This window comes from Paenibacillus sp. SYP-B3998 (genome assembly GCF_010820665.1).
Lineage (GTDB): Bacteria > Bacillota > Bacilli > Paenibacillales > NBRC-103111 > Paenibacillus_E.
In genome coordinates, this window is record NZ_JAAIKC010000008.1 from 151251 (window position 1) to 172166 (window position 20916).

Genomic DNA, 20916 nt, shown 5'->3' on the forward strand with positions numbered 1-20916 from the left:
CCTGGAAATTGGAATAACTTTCCGTAAAGATTCGACAGGAATACATAATTGGAAATGGCAAATTGTTCGTTGTATATCTGATTCTGTTCGACCATATACTCTTAAAAGGATCCAACTACAGATGGAAAGGAGTGAGCCCATGGAATTGTTTACAATCATTATGATGAATGTTGATGAATCATGTGTTCGTTCGCTAAGTGCTCAAATTGAGCATGAGCTGCGGCTTTTACATATCGCTGGAGACGGTTTGATCTTTCAGGCTGATTGGCATGAAAATTACGCGCATATTCGTGGCGAAGCGGTTGGTTTAGCTGAGGAACCTCTATCTGAATCTCTAGAGAAAGAGATGAAAGCGAGGCTGGCTGACGTATTGGCGGAGCATATTATAGCAGAGAAAGAACCGCTCATTCTTCGTCATCTCATTATCAAAGAGTATAAGTATGAAGGCAAGGAAGATTTCGAACGAATTGAAGGGTATTGCAAGCAGTTTATGTATGGTGAAACGGAAATCGAAGAGGCCTCCATTGCGAATGCAGAAGCGGGAAGGCTTCGGCGGAAACAGTTGCTTACCGAGCAATTAGCGCTCTATTTTGAAGAGAAATCAAATCTTAATTTAGATGGATTTCTCAAGTTCCGCTTACAGGATTATATAGAAGAGCTTCGAGAAGTTGTTGAATACGCCGTTGATGAATATATGATGGATCGTCAATATCAGGAGTTTATTTCTCTTTTGCAATACTTTGTGTATATTCAAGAGGCGAAAATTCCGGCTGCGCACCTTATCCATAAAGGTGGCCATGAATTTGTAATTTTGAATGATCGGTTGGAGCCTATCGATGCCAATGAATTCGATGCAACATTTAAATTGGAAGTGCTTGAGAAAGACATTAATTTCGAAGATATGATCGTGAGTACGCTTATTACGGTATCACCTGCCAACATTTATATTCATACAAGGGATCCAGATATGACGGTCATCAAAACGATCAGACAAATATTTGAGGATAGGACGACAGTCTGCTCCTACTGTCGAACATGCCACACGTATTTAGGCGAGGGGAAAAAGCAGGATCAACTATACCCTTGACCTCGTACGAAGAGGCAATTATAATAGTGAACGAAGGCGTTAAGATCAAAGACATGAACTTCCTGTAAGAGCTGCTCAGAGAGAGGAGACTTGGCTGTAATCTCCTTCAGTGAAACGGTGCGTTTACCCCTTTGTAGCCGTGATGTGGAACTTGGTCTGCTGCAGGCCACTAGTATACAACACCGAATCATTCCCGTTACCGAATGCTGATGAGGATTCGCCTTATCCATTGGGATAGGTTGGCGAGTCGAACTAGGGTGGAACCACGAGCTAAGCGCACTCGTCCCTTATGGGATATAGTGTGCTTTTTTGCGTTTAAGTAGAGACTCAGGAGGATGGCAAACATGGTTGTACAGGTGAAATTACCAGATGGAGCAGTTAGAGAATATGCGGTTGGAACGACCATCGAGCAAGTAGCAGAATCCATTTCATCCGGACTAAAGAAAAATGCGATCGGTGGCAAAGTTAACGGGAAATCCGTTGATTTGACCTTTGCTTTGGAACAAGATGCAGACGTTGAAATTTTGACTGTTGACAGCGATGATGGGCTAGAGATGTACCGTCACAGTACAGCTCATTTAATGGCACAGGCGATTAAACGGATTTATGGCGAAAAAGCCGTTAAGCTCGGAATCGGACCTGTAATTGAAGACGGCTTCTATTACGATATTGATTTAGAAACACCGCTCAATCCTGAAGACCTGGTGAAGATCGAGAAGGAAATGGAACGAATCTCACAAGAAAATCTGGCGATTACTCGCCGTGTGGTTTCTCGTGAGGAAGCGATTCGCATTTTCACAGAATTGGAAGATCCATTCAAGCTTGAATTGATTCGCGATCTGCCAGAAGATGCCGTACTGACGATCTACGATCAAGGTGAGTTTTTTGACCTTTGTCGTGGACCTCATCTCCCTTCCACGGGTAGAATCAAAGCCTTTAAATTGCTAAGCGTAGCAGGTGCTTACTGGCGAGGCGATGCAAAAAATAAAATGCTTCAGCGTATCTATGGGACAGCATTTCCCAAGAAAGCACAGCTTGAGGAGCATCTTCACTTGCTTGAAGAAGCGAAGAAACGGGATCATCGTAAGCTGGGTAGAGAGCTCAAAATGTTTGCTTTCTCTCGCGAGGTAGGACAAGGTCTTCCATTATGGCTGCCTAATGGCGCTAAGCTGCGTCGTACGATGGAGCGTTATATTGTCGATCTGGAAGAACGTCTTGGCTATGAACATGTTTATACGCCTGTTCTTGCCAATGTTGAGCTGTACAAAACATCGGGTCATTGGGAGCACTACAGTGAAGATATGTTCCCGAAAATGATCATGGATAACGAAGAGCTCGTTCTTCGTCCAATGAACTGCCCTCATCACATGATGGTATATAAGAGCGACATGCGCAGCTACCGCGATCTTCCGATTCGGATTGCTGAGCTTGGAACGATGCATCGCTATGAGATGTCAGGCGCTTTAACAGGTCTACATCGTGTTCGGGCAATGACTTTGAATGACGCCCATATTTTCTGCCGCTTGGATCAGATTAAAGAAGAGTTTTCCCGTGTTATCAATCTAATTCGCCAAGTGTATGAGGATTTCGGAATCACGGATTACCGCTTCCGCCTTTCCTACAGAGATCCTAAGGATACAGAAAAATATTTTCAAGATGATGAGATGTGGGAAACGTCTCAGCGTATGCTTCGCGAAGTTGTTGAGGAGCTTGGTTTACCATTCTTCGAAGCCGAAGGCGAAGCTGCCTTCTACGGTCCTAAGCTTGATGTTCAAATCAAAACAGCGCTTAAGAAAGAAGAAACACTCTCAACCGCACAAATCGATTTCTTGCTTCCTGAGCGCTTCCAGCTTGAGTATACGGGCGAAGATGGTCAAAAACATCGTCCAGTCGTTATTCACCGTGGAATTATTAGTACAATGGAGCGCATGACAGCCTTCTTGCTTGAGAATTTCGCAGGCGCATTGCCAACTTGGTTGATGCCGGTTCAAGCTAAAGTAATTCCGGTTTCTCCTGCATTTGAGGCGTTCTCGAATCAAGTGACGGAGAAGTTGCGTGCTGCTGGCGTTCGAGTGGAAGCCGATAACCGTAATGAGAAACTCGGTTACAAAATTCGAGAAGCTCAGCTTGAGAAAATTCCTTATATGCTCGTCGTTGGGGAAAATGAAGTGAACAACGGAAGTCTTTCCGTTCGTAAACGGGGGCAAGGCGACTTGGGCACTCATCCGATCGACCAAGTGATTGAAATGATTAATGAGGAAATTCGTAAAAAACAATAGCCCTAGGGCGTCAATATCGCATTTAAGCAGAGGAGCATCAGCTCCTCTGCTTTTTTTAATTTTCGCAGCTAGATGGGCATGCATAAGTCAGTATATTTGGGAAACCTTAAGTTGTGAGTCTGCTTCCAGACGTATAAAAAAGGTAGGAATTGGACAACCTGCTATAGTAGGGGGAGGTATGAAAAATTTATGTTGAACGAATTGTTTAGCCAGTCCAAATGGTTCAGTATGCTGATGGTTGTTAACGTTTTGCTCGCTTTTTTTGGACAAGATGATGTCAAAGTCAAAGTAATGGAGCCACAACAGAAGGTGCAAGCAGTCGAAACTTCCGAGCCGCCAACTGCCTCGAGTGAGTCGGCCGATTCGTTGGCCCGTCCCAATGTAATCAATGAATTGAGTCATAACAGTGCGGCAGAAACCGTCACCCACATACAAGCCCCACAAGAAGTTGGTAGCGTAGTAAAAATGGGGCCTTTTTCGATGCCTGCAGCTCGAGAGCAACTGCAGCAAGTTAACTACCGCTATATTCCAAATCTGGACTCTGATTTGTCCAAATTAAAAGCGGTAGAAGTAGTGGCAACTGGCTATTCTGCGGGTAAGGAATCGACAGGCAAGAACCCGGATCATCCCGAATACGGGATTACCTTCTCAGGTATTAAAGTGAAGCGGGACAATAAAGCATTATCGACCATTGCTGCGGATCCATCTGTCTTCCCGCTTGGAACGGTCTTGTTTATTCCTGGTTATGGCTACGGTGTTGTCGCTGACACGGGGAGTGCCATTAAGGGAAAGAAAATTGATCTTTATTTTGACACGAAGGATCAGGTTTATAAAGAATGGGGCAAGAAGACGGTTAAGGTGTTCATCGTGAAGAAAGGGACTGGCAAAGTAACGGAGCTAATTTGGAAGCAGCTGAAAGATGAAATAATTGCGCCTACCCAAGCGCTTTAAGTTGTCATACACGTCCTAAAATTTCCAACATAATCTCTCCTGTTTGGGTAATCCTATTCGTAGGGGAGGTGATTGAACATGGCAAAGAACAAAAGCAACAAAAAACCAGCGCAAGATGTAGAATTTGCTACGGAAACATCAGTACCTAACACGCAGCAACAAACCAATACGCAAAATCCAAACAAATAGTAATCCAAAGAACAAAGTAAGCCAAAGAAGAGACCACCACAGGGGTCTCTTCTTTTTTTCTTTTCAACATTCAGGTAAGGCTATTCAAATGGCTGGCTCGCTTGTCCTCATACCTGACATCAGGTCCAATTGGGCAGATGGAACGTTATAGGCATTGATTTGATGATGAAATAATAGTTCTCAAAAAAATTATTTTAGTGTAAAATAAGATTACTGTTATGAATGCTAACATGGGGAGATAGGTGATTTATCATGTTGAATGTTTTGCGATCGGATGGTAACCCTCAGGGTTCACAAAGAAGAGCGGCTGAGGTGTTCCCTTTCTTGGAAGCTTATATCGCTCGGAAGGAGCAGCAAGCTGCAGAAATTGAGCAAGTCGTTGAGCGCTACGAAGTGAAAAGAATGAAAGAAGAGCGCGCTTATCAGTCGATGTCTTCGCTGCGTCGCATGTTCTCAGGTAAGAAACCCGATCATCATCTAGCGGTTGAGTACATTCACTATGTAAAGAAGCCGATGGAGCAAGTGAAAAAGCTCCGCGCTGAGATTAAGCAGGCACGAACTATTTTGAATGAATCCAAGCCGAATGATGTTATTTCCATTCCAGAAGAGATTGCACAAGACTTCGTTTAATTGGAATTTGATCATAAATAACCCTTCCGTATCGGAAGGGTTATTCGTTGTTAGCTAAGCCTTTTTTTCTTTATTTGCGGCTTTTTAGTTGGCCTAAATCAATGAAGCCCTCTTCTTGACTATAGGCGGGTACGCCGTGTATGCCAACATCGAGTCCGACAAGTTCTTCGTCTCTGCTTACCCGTAAAGGTATGATGAGCTTTATAAGCTTAAGGAATCCCCATGTCAGCAAAAATCCCCATAAGGAGACAATGATAAGTCCGAGCGCTTGCACGCCAAGCAGTTCAATGCCACCACCATAAAACAATCCAGCTGTCCCTTTTTTAATGGCATCAGGCTGTGCGAACAAACCTACCGCAATCGTGCCGATACTGCCGCTAATTCCATGGACAGGGAACGCGCCTACAGGGTCATCAATACCTTTGGATTCAAGAAATTCAGTTGCATAGACCATAGCGATACCACAAATGGCTCCGATGATGATAGCGGCTACATCACTAACAAAGGCACAACCTGCTGTAATGCCTACGAGCCCTGCTAGTGCGCCGTTGATAACCATTGGAGGGTCGGCTTTGCGATAGCGCATCATCGTGAATAGGATACAGGTTGCACTTCCGGCTGCGGCAGCTAGCATCGTGGTGACAGCAATATGACCGATGGAGGTGTTAGTGGCGCTTAACGTACTTCCTGAGTTGAAACCAAACCAACCGAACCATAAAATAAATGCTCCCACTGAAGCTAACGGTAGATTGGAAGGTGGTACAATATTGGCCGTGCCGTCTGGTGAGAATTTACCGATGCGTGGTCTGATTATTAAAGCTGCCGCTAATGCAGAGAAACCACCAAGTGCATGAATAACGGCAGATCCAGCGAAATCAACCATGCCTAGCTTTCCCAACCAGCCATTAACAGCCCATACCCAATGTCCCGCAATTGGATAAATGATACCAGTCATGGCGATTGTATATAAAATATAAGCCCGGAAGTTAATCCGCTCCGCTACGGCTCCAGAGACTATGGAAATGACGGCAATGACGAAGGCACATTGAAACAACCAATAGGTTTCATGTGAGATCGATAAGCTGATGTGTGTCAAGTCTCCTCCCATGAAAAAACCAGATGTACCTATCAATCCTCCTGCATCTTTTCCGTACATCAATGCGAAACCGAAGAAGTAAAAAATAAGTGCTCCGAACGAGATGTCGACAAATACCTTCATAATGATGCTTACTGCGTTTTTTTGCCTTACAAAGCCTGCTTCTAATAGCGCGAAGCCGCCTTCCATAAGTAAAATCATAGCTGCTGTCAGGACTACCCATATGGTATCTAGACCGCTGGATAGCTGTTGAATTGCATCCATTTCTTTATCGCTCCTTAGAGTTTCTAGCTGGATAAACGCAGTTTCTTAAGTTAGATTTAATGGGCTAGCAAGTAGTTGCAACAATTATACGGTTCTCATGATAAGCATGTCAACGAAATAGGTGAGATTATATAACATTTGAATCGAATGGGTTAAGTTTGGTTAAAGGATGTGAATTAACCTCTGGACGGAAGAATGAAAACTCAGTCTTGAGACCGAGGACAGCTTCAATCTCTCGTCTCTTTTCAATCTTGTCTGTATCTTATAGACTAGAAGTAACTTAACAAATGATTTACTCAAATGGAGGAAGTAAGTATGAATCCGCATATGTTTAAGCGCATTATCTGGGGGCTGATCCTCGTAGCAGCAGGAGTTTTATTTCTACTCAATCAGATGGGGCTTATTGAAATTAGTATTCGCTATTTGGTTAGCACTTATTGGCCGGTCATTCTTATTATTTATGGTCTGTTAGGTTTCGTATGGCAGCGTAAATATCATTGGGGCGGTTCGATTTGGTGTCTTCTAGTTTCTGGAGTTGGAACGATATTTCTATTAAGAAACTTAAATTTAACGGATTTATCACTGAGAGACATGTTTCAATATCTCGGCCCAGCAGCGCTTATTTTGTTTGGATTAAGCGTCATTTTCAAGCCTGGGAGAAAAGAGTCTCCTAACTGGGAATCTTTCAAGGAAGCAAAGGATCGAGCGAAGGAAGCGAAATATCAAGCAAGAGCAGCCAGACATGCGATCAGACGCGAGCAGCATCAAAAACATAGAAATCCATGGGACGCAGATCAGTGGTCGGGGACGAAGACAACGGAGACTCGCGATGATAAACCGTCGGAATTGAAAAGAGAATTGAGCGAGGAGGAGAAAGCGGTTCTCAAGGATATTCATGGTGAGTTCGTGAGTAATCATCATACGCATTGGGAGCAGCCAGAAACGCCGAAACCATCTGAAGAACCACGTAGAGCTCAAAATAAGTATGCGCATAAGTATGATGATTTCGTTCGTAACTATGATTCTGGGGATGTGCTGCATAGACACGGCTTTATTGGAGATGTTCACTTAGGTCAAGATCCTTGGGAACTGAAACCGTTGCAAATTTCACATTTTATTGGAGATTCAGTCATTGACTTGACTCGTGCTTCAATTCCATTGGGAGAAACGCCAATTCATATAACAGCTTTTATCGGAGATGTGAAAATATTCATTCCGAATGATATCGACGTGGAGGTTCGTGTCATGGCGAGCTCATTTATTGGCGACATGAAGGTGCTGGATCGACGCGAGAGCGGATTTCTACGGAACGTTAGAACGCAAACCTCACATTATGAAGAAGCTGAGCGGAAGCTGATCGTTACGACGAGCATGTTTATTGGAGATATCACGATAAAAAGGATAGGTTGAGAAGCGGCATGTACAAATTGCGAATGTATAATATGAAATGGCAACTGCTCAATTATTTTCTCATATCCAGTTTGATTACCGGATCTAGCATTTATGTTGTCCTCGAATATTTCAAAGACGAGCTGAATTCGTGGGAATTCAGACTCTGGTTTGTTGCTGCCATTCTCATTGTGTGCTTATCAATTGGCTACTTTGCAACGCGAAGATGGCAGCGTAAAGTGGATCAACTTCACTTAGCAATGTTAGAAATTTCAAAGGGGAATTTCTCAAGTCGAATTGAGATGGAACCAGTTGAGCCCTTCCTGTACCTTTACGAAGCTTTTAATACCATGGCAGCTGCTGTTGAAGAACGAGTTCACTTATTGCAAAAGTTTGGTGAAGCCGAAGCGATTCGGGATCAGGAGCTTACGGAGAGCGCGGTTACAGAGGAAAGACGACGCTTGGCGCGCGATCTTCATGACACGGTTAGTCAGGAACTGTTTGCGATCCATATGTCGGCTTCTTCACTGCCCAAAATTTTGGAGAGAAACCCGGATGCCGCACCTAATGTTATGAATCAATTGATTCAAATGTCGCACCACGCGCAAAAGCAGATGCGCGGCTTGATCTCCCAGCTAAGACCGATTGAATTGAATGATATGAGCTTACAAGAAGCTCTGGAGAAATGGTTTCCGGAATATTGCCGGGCTCATGAGCTTCAGGGCCAACTTGATGTTGTTCTCACTGGAGCGATATCCGAAGCGATCGAGCATCAATTTTTTCTTATCATTCAAGAAGGGCTTGCCAATGTGGTTAAACACGCCTCGGCAAATCAGGTAAGGCTGGCAATTTACGAACGAGAGCATCAATACGTGCTTCAGCTGCAAGATGATGGTCAAGGATTTGAGCGGAGCGAGATCCCATCGGCTTCGCACGGACTTTCGACAATGAGGGAACGAGCGCAGAAACTGGGTGGGGAAGTAGAGATTGATAGTAAGCTTGGAACGGGTACGCGAGTGCGGGTGAGGATTCCACGTTTCACGGGGCTAATAAATGGATGAATTGCGGGTAGAGAGGGAGAGTCGAATGAGTAACAATATTCAAGTAATGATTGTGGATGATCATGATATGGTTCGAGTCGGATTGCGAACTTATATTTCTCTAGAGCCAGATCTGGAGGTTATCGGAGAAGCCAGTAATGGCAAAGAGGCGCTAGAGAAGCTGGAAAAGGAATTCGATACCTTGCCGGATATTGTCCTGATGGATTTGACGATGCCCGTTATGGATGGAATTGCCGCTACGAGGCTTATATGCGAGAAGTACCCTGCGATCAAGGTCATCATGCTGACCAGTTTTTTAGAAGAGGCCAAGGTCGTGGAGGCTGTAGAGTCGGGGGCTATTAGTTATATGCTCAAAACAGTCTCCTCTGATCAGCTTATTCATGCGATCCAAAGCGCTTACCGCGGGATGCCTGTCATGAACTCAGAAGTTTCGTTAGCTCTGACGAGAGGGATTCGGCAGCGCAACGCAAAGCCTGAGGAAGAGGGGTTGACCACGCGGGAGAAAGAAGTCCTCCTTCTTATCGCGGAAGGAAAGACGAATAAAGACATTTCGGAGGAGCTTTTTATTAGTATCAAAACGGTGAAAACGCATGTTAGTAATTTATTGATGAAGTGTGAATTGGAAGATCGCACTCAACTGGCTATCTTTGCGCATCGCAAAGGATGGGTCTAACTAACACATAAAAACTATATTTTGGCACACTCTAACCGTAAGCAATAACTAATACAAACGGCTAAGGAGTGTCTGGAATGAAAACATTATCATCATCATTGGAACGTGTGCAGGAGTCTTTTGACAACGTTCGTGACCAACTCCATGAGTTTGAGTTTTCCCTGGGGGGGAACTGGGATTATGATCACGGCTATTTTGATCGATATTTAGATGAGGCCCACAAGGTGTGGTTGCGAATTCCCTTTCAAGTAGTGACTGGGAGAATTGATGGGGATACGGAGTCGACAGATGCTATTGTTGAAGTGGGAACGCCGTTCCTATTAAAGCATGTCTATAATGAGGGACTTGATTATAAGGCGGAAGCGGAGACCTATGGAGCACTGATTGATCAATTTCAGACCCCACTCGATGCTGATGCTCAAATTGAAGATAAGTGGGTTACAGAGGCGACTGAATTGCTGCAAAAAGTCGAACAAGCTTGGGTTCAATGAATTCGTTCTAAATTTAGTATTCCAAGAAATATCTTATTAGAGCACTTTTTTTACCTCCATTTTATCGTTTTTTAATATTGGTTTAAGGTTGTAGGTGCATGATAGATCCATAGACAACAAGACCTACTACTTCAACGAGAACCACCATGCATGCACTTATAACTTTATCGAAAAATGCGAAAATATGGAGGTAAAAACAATGGAAGACAATAACAAAAAAGACTACAGCGACTTCTTCAAGCCGCAGAACAATGATAGCAGCAATAATGACAGGAACGAAAACAGGAACGAAAACTCACAGGATGCAAATCAAGAAAAACCTTCCTACTATTACTCTTATGGGCCAAACAAATCAGCGTTTAGTGAAAAGAACGAATTAGAGCCCATGACAACAACTTCTGCATCGGGTTCCGAAGGAACCTCAAGTGTTGAAGTTACTCCGCCCCCCAATTTACGTCCTTTCAGTTTTCAATCTGATGGCGGACAACAAGGTCCGGGTCCATGGGATTACAACGCGAAAAAGCGTACCTCTGTGAAAAGTGTTTTCGCAGCTTTTATGGCTGGTGCCTTGGTTGTAGGCGGATTGATGTTCAGCGCTGATAAAATGAACCTATTCACAGGTCATCAACCATTAGCTTCCAGCAGTTCTTCTTCACCAATAGCGACGAAAAGCTCAAGCAGTAATGGCGGCGAAGTGAAAAATGTCGGATTAGATATCGCTCGTCCGAACAACATCTCGGAAATCGCGCAAAATGCAGGGCCTGCAATTGTTAAGGTTGAATCGTTAGTAAAAGCGAAGCAGTCTAGTCGCAGCGGCGGAAACTCACTCTTCGACGATCCGTTCTTCCGTCAATTTTTTGGCGATAATGGTGGAGGCAGCGGCGGGAACAACGACCAGAATCAAGGTCAACAGGATTCAAGCAGCGGAGGCATGCAGGCAGCGGGGATGGGAACCGGATTTATTTTCGAGAAATCAGGCTATATCTTAACGAATGAGCACGTCGTGGATGGTGCCGATGAAGTTCAGGTGACCGTTGAAGGTTATGATAAACCGTTCAAAGCCAAATTGTTGGGAAATAGTTACGATCTAGATTTGGCTGTGCTCAAAATTGAAAGTGATAAAGATTTTCCGATTCTGCCGCTTGGCAAAGCTGAGGATGTCAATGTAGGTGATTGGGTTGTAGCTATCGGGAACCCTTATGGATTTGACCACACAGTGACGGTAGGTGTATTGAGTGCCAAAGAACGTCCGATCAGCATTCCGGATTCCAAAGGTACACGGGAATACAAACACTTATTGCAAACGGACGCCTCTATTAATCCAGGCAACTCTGGTGGACCGCTTCTTAATCTCAACGGTGAAGTGATTGGGATTAATACAGCAGTCAGTTCGCAGGCGCAAGGTATTGGTTTCGCTATTCCGACGAGCACGATTTCATCGGTTCTGGAAAACCTCAAAAACAACGTTCAAATTCCTAAAGAGCCAGTTCCATATCTGGGTGTAGGGCTTTCAGATATCGGTAAGGATTGGGTAACTGAGTTGAAACTTTCAAGCACAGACGGTGCATTAGTAAGTAGTGTGCAACGTAAGAGCCCTGCGTTCCAAGCGGGTCTGCGCCAATACGATGTAATTGTTGATATCAATGGAGCCAAAGTGAAAAATTCGCAAGAGTTAATCACGAAGGTTCAGGCGGCCAAAGTGAATGATAAAGTAACATTAGGGATCATTCGCGATGGGAAGCGTGTGGAAGTACCTGTTGCTATCGGAGATAAAAATGCCTTGACTGAGAAAACAACGAAGTAAAATCAGCAAATTGCAGATAAAGGAAGTGGAGTCCAGCGGCCCCAAGCTTGCAGGCTCGACTTCTTTTTGCTTCTTGACGATTTTTGATACAATGAAGTGAGAGAGGCGGTTGTAGGATGAGAGAACAAATATTGGTTGTAGATGATGATGAGAAGATTACGTCCATGTTACGACGCGGACTCGCCTTTGAAGGCTATACAGTTACAACTGCAGGAAATGGTGCAGAGGGATTGAAGCAGATGCTTGGTAACGAACCTGATCTGCTTATTCTTGATGTTATGATGCCGCACATTGATGGATGGGAAGTTGTTCGACGCGTTCGCGAAAGCGGAAGCGAAGTCCCTATCCTAATGCTCACGGCCAAGGATGAAATTAGTGATCGAGTCAAAGGACTCGATCTTGGTGCAGACGATTACTTAGTCAAGCCATTTGCACTGGAAGAACTACTTGCGCGTGTACGCGTTCTTTTGCGTCGAAGAGCGGAAAGACCGGAGCAGCCAACGAACCGAATCAGCTATGACGATACTATTTTGGATTTGGATACGCGGGAAGTATTCCGCGAAGACAAGCTCATTGAGTTAACAACGAAAGAGTTCGATTTGCTTCATCTCTTTTTGCTAAACCCGAAGAGAGTGTTATCGCGAGATGTGATTATGGAGAAAATTTGGGGCTACGACTATAGTGGTGAGTCTAATGTCCTTGAGGTTTATATAGCGCTGCTTCGTCAGAAAACGGAAGAGTTTGGACACAAGCGTCTCATTCAAACTGTCAGAGGAGCGGGATATGTGTTGAGAGGAGATTCCTAAAGCATGTCTCTTCGCTTACGACTAACACTTTGGTACTCCGGCATACTGGCAGTAACGATGCTGTTGTTTGGGATTCTTTTGTATTTTTTCTTGAATTATTTCTTGTATGATCAAATCCGTCAGGATTTGAAAAGAGAAGCGGATGTTACCTATTCTCGTGTACAGAAAAGTTTTGCGCTTTCGCTCAAAGGACTTGTTATCGATCTGGAACTGGAGAATCGAGATTTTTATTCAACCAATACGTTTTTGCAATTATATAATGTTCAGCTCAAAACGTTTAATCGTTCTGCAAATCTTCAGTACTATAATGTTACATTACCAATTACAAATACGACCATAGATAAATTAAAAAAAGAAACAGCTCTTTTTGAGAAGACAAAGGTTGTAGGACAGGACTTTTTGATCTATCATCAAGGCATTTATGAATCGCCAGATAACCCTGAGAAGCTCATTGGTATTCTTCAGGCTGCGGTTCCAATTGGAAGCTATGAAAGAACCTCGGTCGTGCTGCGCTATACATTGATTATATGGGCGATTTTGACGATTATTGTTGCGGGCTCTCTAGGTTGGTTTTTAGCGCGAAAAGCGCTTAAGCCGATTGACCAAGTCATCGAAGCGGCCAATCAAATCGGAAGCGGCGATGATTTGGAAAAGCGCATTCTGTATGACGGACCTAGAGATGAGATCGGTCGATTGACGGACACGATTAATGGGATGCTTTCTCGCATCCAAGTTACGTACACGGAGCTTGATGAAGCTTACCGTACACAGCGGCGATTCGTATCCGATGCTTCTCATGAGCTGCGGACACCGTTAACGACGATTCGTGGTAATGTGGATTTACTGGAAAAAATGTGGAAGATGACCTCAGGCAACGCGCAGCTTGCAACTGCTGATCAAATACAGCTTTCTTTGGAAGCTATGCACGATATTTCTGGTGAGGCCCAGCGGATGAGCCGGTTGGTCAACGATTTGCTCGCTCTGGCTAGAGCGGATGCCGGCGTATTGATGGAGAAGACGGAAATTGAGATGCTCCCTCTTGTACAGGAAGTCGTAAGACGGGCTCAATTTCTTGCGCATTCGGCTGAATTTGAGATTGGAGATCTTGATGCTATACAAGATATTTTTATTTTTGGAAATCGAGACTACTTGCAGCAGCTCCTTTTTATTTTTATCGAAAATGCATTCAAGTACACACCGACTGGCAAGGTCCTATTTGATGCGTTGCGCAGAGAGGCCTTCATCGGTATTCGTGTAGCGGATACAGGGATCGGTATGGACAAAGAAGACGTCCCCCATATTTTTGATCGATTCTATCGTGCTGATCTATCCAGAGGTCAGACGACGGGTACCGGTCTAGGGTTATCTATCGCCAAATGGATCATCGACGAGCACGGAGGATCCATCGAGGTGACGACTCGGAAAGAGGAAGGAAGTACGTTTATCATCTGGTTGCCAGTCAACTTTCCTCTATCTATGTAATCAGCTATAATGGAGAGAAGACACAATTAAACATTTTTCTCGGAGCAGGTGAAAAGATGGAAGTTCTTAGAATATCCCCAAGAGGGTACTGTTATGGGGTTGTTGATGCTATGGCGCTAGCCATGCAAACCGCTAAAAATCTTAATTTGCCTAGGCCCATTTATATATTAGGCATGATCGTCCATAATGCCCATGTGACTGACTTCTTCAAAGAAGAGGGCGTCATTACATTAGATGGAGAAAACCGACTTGACATTCTTCAGCAGGTTGAGAAAGGAACGGTTATCTTCACGGCTCATGGCGTATCCCCAGAAGTGCGCCGGATAGCGCGAGATAAGGGGCTGACCGTCGTGGATGCTACATGTCCGGACGTCACCAAAACGCACGATCTGATTCGTGAAAAAGTGGCCGATGGGTATGAAATCTTATATATAGGAAAGAAAGGACATCCAGAGCCGGAAGGTGCGCTGGGCGTAGCTCCTGGACGTGTACATCTTATAGAAAAGCTAGAAGAAGCGGAACTGCTGGATTTGAAGTCTGAACGGATCATCATTACGAATCAAACAACCATGAGCCAATGGGATATTAGACACATTATGAATCGCTTACTGGAGCTATTCCCTACAGCAGAAATTCATAATGAAATATGCCTTGCCACGCAAGTTAGGCAAGAAGCTGTGGCAGAGCAGGCGAAGGAAGTTGACCTCGTTATCGTCGTTGGCGATCCCAAAAGTAACAACTCCAATCGCTTGGCGCAAGTTTCAGAGGAGATTGCAGGTGTGAGAGCGTATAGAGTATCCGATATTACTGAACTTAATCGGACATGGTTCGCGAACGTCCGCAAGGTGGGTGTTACCTCAGGGGCTTCTACGCCTACTCCAATCACTAAAGAGGTAATCACCTATTTGGAAGGTTACGATGCGAAAGATGAAACCAGCTGGGAAATCAAACGTACCATTAATATGAAGAAGCTCATTCCGGCTGTAAAATCAAAAGCTGCGAGCAGTGAGTGACTGCTTAACCATTCTACCCGATAGGATTGAGACCCAGCATGCAAAGAAGCTTACAGAAGGTGAAAACTAAAAAAGCTCGCTACGATTGGAATAGCACCAAACGTTGGTTCAAGTTTAAATACTTGCTACTTTTACGTGCCAAAGGAGGCCCTTCTAAGGTAGCTCGCGGCTTCTCAATCGGTTTGGCTGTTGAAATGTTCACGTTACCTACTGCGGGATTCGCTTTCCTCCTTATATTCCCGCTCGTTTATTTGTTAAGAGCCAATTTTGCTGGTGCATTAATTGGATTTGTTTTCGGTAAAGTGATCTACATTCCCTTTTCTATTTTGAATAAACAAGTCGGCAATTGGTTAGTGCCGAAGCATTTCAAAGTGTACCTTATTCATCATTTGCCGCATGTGCTCTCGAATATTATCAGAAGCGGCTTGGATCTTATTGTTGGCGGTATGGTTGTTGGTGCTGCCCTAGGTATCATTGCATACTTCCCCGTTATGCTGTTGCTTAGGTATCATTCTAATCGGCGTAAAGAAAAACGCAGAATTCGTAAGGCTCAGCTGGTTGCGTCAGATACAAATGAATAATGAAATAAATTAGGGCTTGACGAAAATTCGTCAAGCGTTGTATATTTACTTTAACGATTAAAAGCGCAGAAGCACAGAAGCATAAAAGCGTTGAAGTGTTCAAGTGGAATTAAATTTCTATATAGGAGCGTGTATACATGATTGCCGTTACATCCAACAAAATTTCTGATGAGCGAATTCAAGAGCTTACCCAATTTATTGAAAAGCAAGGTGTGCAAGCTCATGTGTGCAAAGGTGAAGATCGCACCGTTATCGGTATTATTGGCCAAGCCGATCCTAAATTAGCAGAACAACTGCGACAAATGTCAGGAGTGGAGCAAGTCTTGAAAATTTCAAAATCTTACAAATTAGCAAGCCGTGATTTTCATCCGGCGGATACTGTAATCAACATTAAAGGTGTGAAAATCGGTGGTGAGGAACTCGTAGTAATGGGTGGTCCTTGCGCGGTAGAAACGCCGGAGCAAATTGACGAGATCGCTCGTCTTGTCAAGGCGGCAGGCGGTCAAGTTCTGCGCGGTGGAGCTTTTAAGCCAAGAACGGGTCCTTATAGCTTCCAAGGTGTTGGGATTGAAGGGTTGATAATGATGGCAGAAGCGGGTAAGAAGCATGGGCTTCTTACGATCACAGAAGTCATGACGCCAGAGTATGTAGACGTGTGCGCGCAGTATGCGGATATTCTTCAAGTTGGAACACGTAACATGCAAAATTTTGATCTACTCCGCAAACTAGGAACGATTCAAACTCCAGTTCTTCTGAAGCGGGGGTTCAGCTCAACCTACGATGAGTTCTTGAATGCTGCCGAGTACATCCTAGCTGGTGGCAATCCGAACGTAATGCTCTGTGAGCGCGGTATTCGCACATTTGAAACGTATACACGCAATACGCTGGATCTGTCCGCTATTCCAGTCCTTAAGCAATTGAGTCACCTTCCTGTTATCTCTGATCCAAGTCACGGCACTGGACGCAGAGAGTTGGTAGTGCCTATGACCAAAGCTTCAGTTGCAGCAGGAGCAGACGGTCTTATTATTGAAATGCATACAGATCCGGACAATTCCATGACTGGCGACGGCGTGCAATCCCTGTTTCCAAACCAATTTGCAGAGCTGTTAGTTGACTTGGAGAAACTGTCACCGCTTCTCGGAAAGAAATTCGATACGAAAAAAGAAGCCATATTTGCTTAATGTTAGTCATTCATAGGGGCTGGTTACTTCTAACAAGAAGAGCCAGTCTCCTTTTTGGTATATTTAGGTCGAAATTGTGAAGAATGTGAGCATAGCTCACACCTAAATAAAAAATACCTGACATAAGTATTGACTGTGTTAGCAAATTAGCTATATAATATGTGCAAGATAACAACCAAAAAGATGAACAATAATCATGTTAAGTACGTTGAATGTACGGAAATGGGAGGGTTTTTAAATGTCAGTTCAAAATGTGTTGAACATTATTAAGGAAAAAAACATTGAGTGGGTAGATTTTCGTTTTGTTAGTCTTTCCGGTAAAGCCCACCATATTTCTCTGCCTGCAACAGAAGTAGATGAAGAAACTTTCGTAAATGGGGTAGCTTTTGACGGTTCCTCCATCGCGGGATTCCGTGGTATTGAACAATCTGACATGGTTATGATGCCAGATACAGAAACTGCATTCGTAGATCCTTTCACAGCGCATCCAACTTTGGTTATCATGAGCAACATTCATACGCCTGAAGGCGAGCGTTATGATCGCGATCCTCGCAGCATCGCTCAAAAAGCAGAAGAGTTTCTGCAAACTACAGGTGTTGGGACAACTGCATATTTCGCTCCAGAATCCGAATTCTTCATCTTCGATGATGTTCGTTATGAAAATGGTATCAATAAGTCGTACTTCGAAGTTGATTCCGAAGAAGCGGGTTGGAATACAGGCCGCAAAGAAGAAGGCGGGAACCTTGCTTATAAAGTGCCAGTTAAAGGCGGTTATGTTCCAGTAGCACCAGTTGATTCCCAACAAGATATTCGTTCCGAAATGTGCAACAGACTTGCAGATTCCGGTTTGCGTATCGAGCGTCACCACCATGAAGTAGCTACAGCTGGTCAAGCTGAAATCAACTTCCGTTTTGACACATTGACTAAAACAGCAGATAACCTGCTCAAATACAAATACATTGTTGCTAACACGGCTAGAGAATATGGGAAAGTAGCTACTTTCATGCCAAAACCACTGTTTGGTGACAATGGTAGCGGTATGCACGTACACATGTCCATCTTTAATGAAGGCGAGCCTTTGTTCTATGAAAAAGGTGCCTATGCAAATCTTAGTGAATTAGCAATCCATTATATCGGCGGTATCCTTTATCACGCTCCTGCGTTGATTGCAATCACGAACCCAAGCACAAACTCTTTCAAACGTTTGGTTCCAGGTTACGAAGCACCGGTTAACCTTGTTTTCTCCAAAGGTAATCGTTCTGCAGCAGTACGTATCCCAATTGCGGCTGTGACACCTAAAGGTTGCCGTATCGAATTCCGTACACCAGATAGCACAGCGAACCCATACCTTGCTTTCGCGGCTATGTTGATGGCAGGTCTTGACGGTATCAAAAAGAAAATCGATCCACGCGCTCTTGGATATGGTCCTTTCGATACAAACATCTATGAAATGTCTGACGCTGAAAAAGCGGAAATCCGCAGCGTGCCTGGTACACTAGACGAGGCTTTGGATGCTCTTGCAGCTGATTCTGACTTCTTGCTTGAAGGCGGCGTATTCACACAAGACTTCATTGATAACTACATCGACTTGAAACGTGGCGAAGCGAAAGCCGTTGCAATTCGTATTCACCCACACGAGTATAACTTGTACTTTGATTGCTAATTTTTAGCACTTATTCTATGTACCCAACAAGCTGTTTCTTCAATAGATATCTATTGAAGAAACAGCTTGTTTTTTGTAGAAAACCATCAAAAATTAGTGGGAGAAATAATCATTCTCCCAGCTGATGTCCAGCGTAGAAAGATGTCATATAATGTACTTATAAATAAGGTTTAGAAAGGAAAAATGATATGAAAATTGCTATTGTAGCAGGAAGCAACCGAAAAGCAGCAACTAGCACAAGTCTTGCCCATTATATCCAAACGATCATGGAGTTAGAAGGAGTTCAAGTATCATTCGTCGATTTGTATCAGTCACCAGTACCATTCTATAATCCAGATGAGGACTATGAAGAGCATCCAGCGCTGATCAACTTAAAGCGAGTCATGAATGCTGCCGATGCGATTGTGTTGGCGACACCAGAGTACCATAGTAGTATATCTGGTGTATTGAAAAATGCGCTGGATCATTTGGGGCAGGAGCATTTCTCAGGAAAAGTGGTGCTATCCGTCAGTTCAGCTGGAGGTGCAGTAGCTGTAAGTTCTTTAACGCAGCTGCAAACGATTGTCCGCAATTTACATGGAATTAACAGCCCTGAATGGATATCCATAGGCGGAGATCAAAGAAAGAGCCTCCAGTCCGATGTTCATGGTAGTGAGATCCATCCAGATTTGGAAAAACGAGTTCGCCGTGTTGTTGCTGCATTCCTTCAACTGGTGGGGCTTGTAAGTAGCAAGTAATTCATTCATTTATTGCTAGACATAATTGAAAATTAAATGAAACTTGGCGACAAGGCTGCAGGTAGGTTGATTTTTATAACTTCAATCTTTGTTATCATTCTTCCGATATTAACCGTAGGGATTTATTGCCTAGCGGTTTTTTCGTTTATACATACTTATGACATATTTCTATGTTAGGGTATGGAAATCAGGGAGAGAGGTGGGATCATGTCGATGATGTGGACTTACAAGGAAGTGACTCATTTATTAAATCGAGCTGCCTTTGGTGCGACTCAAGAGGAGATTGCCGTATGTGTCAAGCTGGGTCGAGAGGAGACGGTAAGGCGTTTAATTGAGGGCGAACCTTTAATAAACGATCAACCATTACTTGTCTCGATAGACCAAGTGACGGCGGATGGCAAGAAGGCACTTGATCCTACACAACTCGGAGACCAGCAGATGTATTGGCTATATCGAATGGTCCATTCTGGAGCGCCGCTAATCGAGAAAATGACCTTGTTTTGGCACGGGCATTTTGCCACGGCTAACTACAAAGTTAGAGATGTATCGCTGATGGTTCAGCAAAACGATCTGTTTCGTAAGCATGCCCTTGGTAATTTTAAGGAGCTTGTCCTTGCATTAACTGAGGATCCAGCGATGATGATTTGGTTGGATGTGAATAAGAACAAAAAGGGAAAACCTAACGAAAATTATGCGCGAGAGGTTATGGAGCTATTCACGCTTGGTATCGGTCAATACACGGAGCAAGATGTGAAGGAAGCTGCGCGTGCCTTTACGGGCTGGACATATGATAAGAATGAGAATAAGACCAGCTACAATCTCAAGCAGCATGATAACGAGTCTAAGACCTTTCTTGGCGAAACAGGGAAATGGGATGCAGTTGGGGCGATTGATGTCATTTCCCGTCAAAAAGCATTCTCTACCTTTCTAGCTGCTAAGCTGTTAGCTTTTTTTGCTGTTGATAACCCAACTCAGATGTGGATTCGTAGAGTTGCCGAGGATATCGAGACGAAGAAAACGATTGGCGAAGTCCTTCAAGCTTTGTTCGTATCGGAGGACTTTTATAATGAAAAGTTACAAATGTCGTTAATTAGAACGCCAGCCGAATACGTGGCGAACATTATAAAATCATGTCAGATCCCTGTATCCAAAGGATACTCACAGGCAATGCGAAAGATGGGACAGGAGCTCTACTCCCCACCTGATGTTGCAGGCTGGAGGGGTGGCGTAACATGGCTTAGTACAAGCTCCCTGCTTGCTAGGTATCAATTTGCAGAGTCTATCGCCAAGCAATTAAATGGGACCTTTTTAACATCAACCATGTACACGCCGAAGCTGGGGGATTCCTCAGAGGAATGGGTTAAGCTATGGACTCAGAATCTGGGATTGCTTCAAGTGTCGGATCAAACCATGCGAAGCCTTCGGGCATATGTGGAAGACACCTTATTACATAAAAAGCAAAAAAATGCAGGTTTACGCGGATTGCTTCAACTTGTGCTTATTAGTCCGGAAGCTCAAATGAAATAGCTAATAGGGGAG

Annotated in this window: 18 protein-coding genes; 17 read left to right on the plus strand and 1 reads right to left on the minus strand. The window is 44.0% G+C overall.

From position 1 onward, the window contains the following. The first annotated feature begins 139 nt into the window (after positions 1–139). The 4 genes from ytxC to GK047_RS19750 all read left to right on the plus strand — a co-directional run bounded on the left by ytxC (position 140) and on the right by GK047_RS19750 (position 5136). On the plus strand, positions 140–1087 hold the full coding sequence (gene ytxC / locus GK047_RS19735) for a putative sporulation protein YtxC (protein ID WP_240344051.1): 948 nt from the start codon (positions 140–142) through the stop codon (positions 1085–1087). Positions 1088–1431: 344 nt separating this feature from the next. Next, positions 1432–3366 (plus strand): threonine--tRNA ligase, encoded by a 1935-nt coding sequence (gene thrS, locus GK047_RS19740; RefSeq protein ID WP_163950655.1) that lies wholly within the window; start codon positions 1432–1434, stop codon positions 3364–3366. Positions 3367–3795: 429 nt separating this feature from the next. Beyond that, on the plus strand, positions 3796–4317 hold the full coding sequence (locus tag GK047_RS19745) for a 3D domain-containing protein (protein WP_481856022.1): 522 nt from the start codon (positions 3796–3798) through the stop codon (positions 4315–4317). 441 nt (positions 4318–4758) lie between these two features. Further along, the gene (locus GK047_RS19750) at positions 4759–5136 is read left to right on the plus strand and encodes a hypothetical protein (RefSeq protein WP_163950661.1); all 378 of its coding nucleotides are present in this window, start codon (positions 4759–4761) and stop codon (positions 5134–5136) included. Between the two features lie 70 nt (positions 5137–5206). Here the strand turns inward: GK047_RS19750 and GK047_RS19755 are convergent, their stop codons facing one another. After that, positions 5207–6496 (minus strand): ammonium transporter, encoded by a 1290-nt coding sequence (locus GK047_RS19755; protein WP_163950665.1) that lies wholly within the window; start codon positions 6494–6496, stop codon positions 5207–5209. Between the two features lie 315 nt (positions 6497–6811). Here GK047_RS19755 and liaF point away from each other — a divergent pair, with 315 nt between their 5' ends. The 13 genes from liaF to GK047_RS19820 all read left to right on the plus strand — a co-directional run bounded on the left by liaF (position 6812) and on the right by GK047_RS19820 (position 20904). Further along, positions 6812–7906, plus strand: coding sequence for a cell wall-active antibiotics response protein LiaF (liaF, locus tag GK047_RS19760; protein ID WP_163950667.1), 1095 nt, complete (start codon positions 6812–6814; stop codon positions 7904–7906). Positions 7907–7929: 23 nt separating this feature from the next. After that, positions 7930–8946: a HAMP domain-containing sensor histidine kinase gene (locus GK047_RS19765; protein WP_240344052.1), complete on the plus strand. Its 1017-nt coding sequence runs from the start codon at positions 7930–7932 to the stop codon at positions 8944–8946. A gap of 25 nt (positions 8947–8971) precedes the next feature. Beyond that, entirely contained in the window at positions 8972–9619 is a 648-nt protein-coding gene (locus GK047_RS19770) for a response regulator (RefSeq protein WP_163950673.1), read from the plus strand. 77 nt (positions 9620–9696) lie between these two features. Beyond that, positions 9697–10110, plus strand: a complete 414-nt coding sequence (locus GK047_RS19775) for a YugN family protein (protein WP_163950677.1) — start codon at positions 9697–9699, stop codon at positions 10108–10110. 199 nt (positions 10111–10309) lie between these two features. After that, positions 10310–11914, plus strand: coding sequence for a S1C family serine protease (locus tag GK047_RS19780; RefSeq protein ID WP_163950679.1), 1605 nt, complete (start codon positions 10310–10312; stop codon positions 11912–11914). Between the two features lie 116 nt (positions 11915–12030). After that, positions 12031–12720 (plus strand): response regulator transcription factor, encoded by a 690-nt coding sequence (locus GK047_RS19785; protein WP_163950682.1) that lies wholly within the window; start codon positions 12031–12033, stop codon positions 12718–12720. A 3-nt stretch (positions 12721–12723) separates the two neighbouring features. Next, a complete protein-coding gene (locus GK047_RS19790; RefSeq protein ID WP_163950685.1) occupies positions 12724–14202 on the plus strand; it encodes a sensor histidine kinase in 1479 nt (492 codons plus the stop codon). 56 nt (positions 14203–14258) lie between these two features. After that, positions 14259–15215, plus strand: a complete 957-nt coding sequence (locus GK047_RS19795; RefSeq protein ID WP_163950688.1) for a 4-hydroxy-3-methylbut-2-enyl diphosphate reductase — start codon at positions 14259–14261, stop codon at positions 15213–15215. Positions 15216–15274: 59 nt separating this feature from the next. Further along, the gene (locus tag GK047_RS19800) at positions 15275–15796 is read left to right on the plus strand and encodes a DUF2062 domain-containing protein (RefSeq protein ID WP_346010365.1); all 522 of its coding nucleotides are present in this window, start codon (positions 15275–15277) and stop codon (positions 15794–15796) included. A 137-nt stretch (positions 15797–15933) separates the two neighbouring features. Then, positions 15934–16977, plus strand: a complete 1044-nt coding sequence (gene aroF, locus GK047_RS19805; RefSeq protein WP_163950692.1) for a 3-deoxy-7-phosphoheptulonate synthase — start codon at positions 15934–15936, stop codon at positions 16975–16977. A 238-nt stretch (positions 16978–17215) separates the two neighbouring features. Next, on the plus strand, positions 17216–18640 hold the full coding sequence (glnA, locus tag GK047_RS19810) for a type I glutamate--ammonia ligase (protein ID WP_163950695.1): 1425 nt from the start codon (positions 17216–17218) through the stop codon (positions 18638–18640). Between the two features lie 188 nt (positions 18641–18828). Then, positions 18829–19377, plus strand: coding sequence for an NADPH-dependent FMN reductase (locus GK047_RS19815; RefSeq protein ID WP_163950697.1), 549 nt, complete (start codon positions 18829–18831; stop codon positions 19375–19377). Between the two features lie 213 nt (positions 19378–19590). Further along, entirely contained in the window at positions 19591–20904 is a 1314-nt protein-coding gene (locus tag GK047_RS19820; protein ID WP_163950700.1) for a DUF1800 domain-containing protein, read from the plus strand. The last annotated feature ends 12 nt before the right edge of the window (positions 20905–20916 follow it).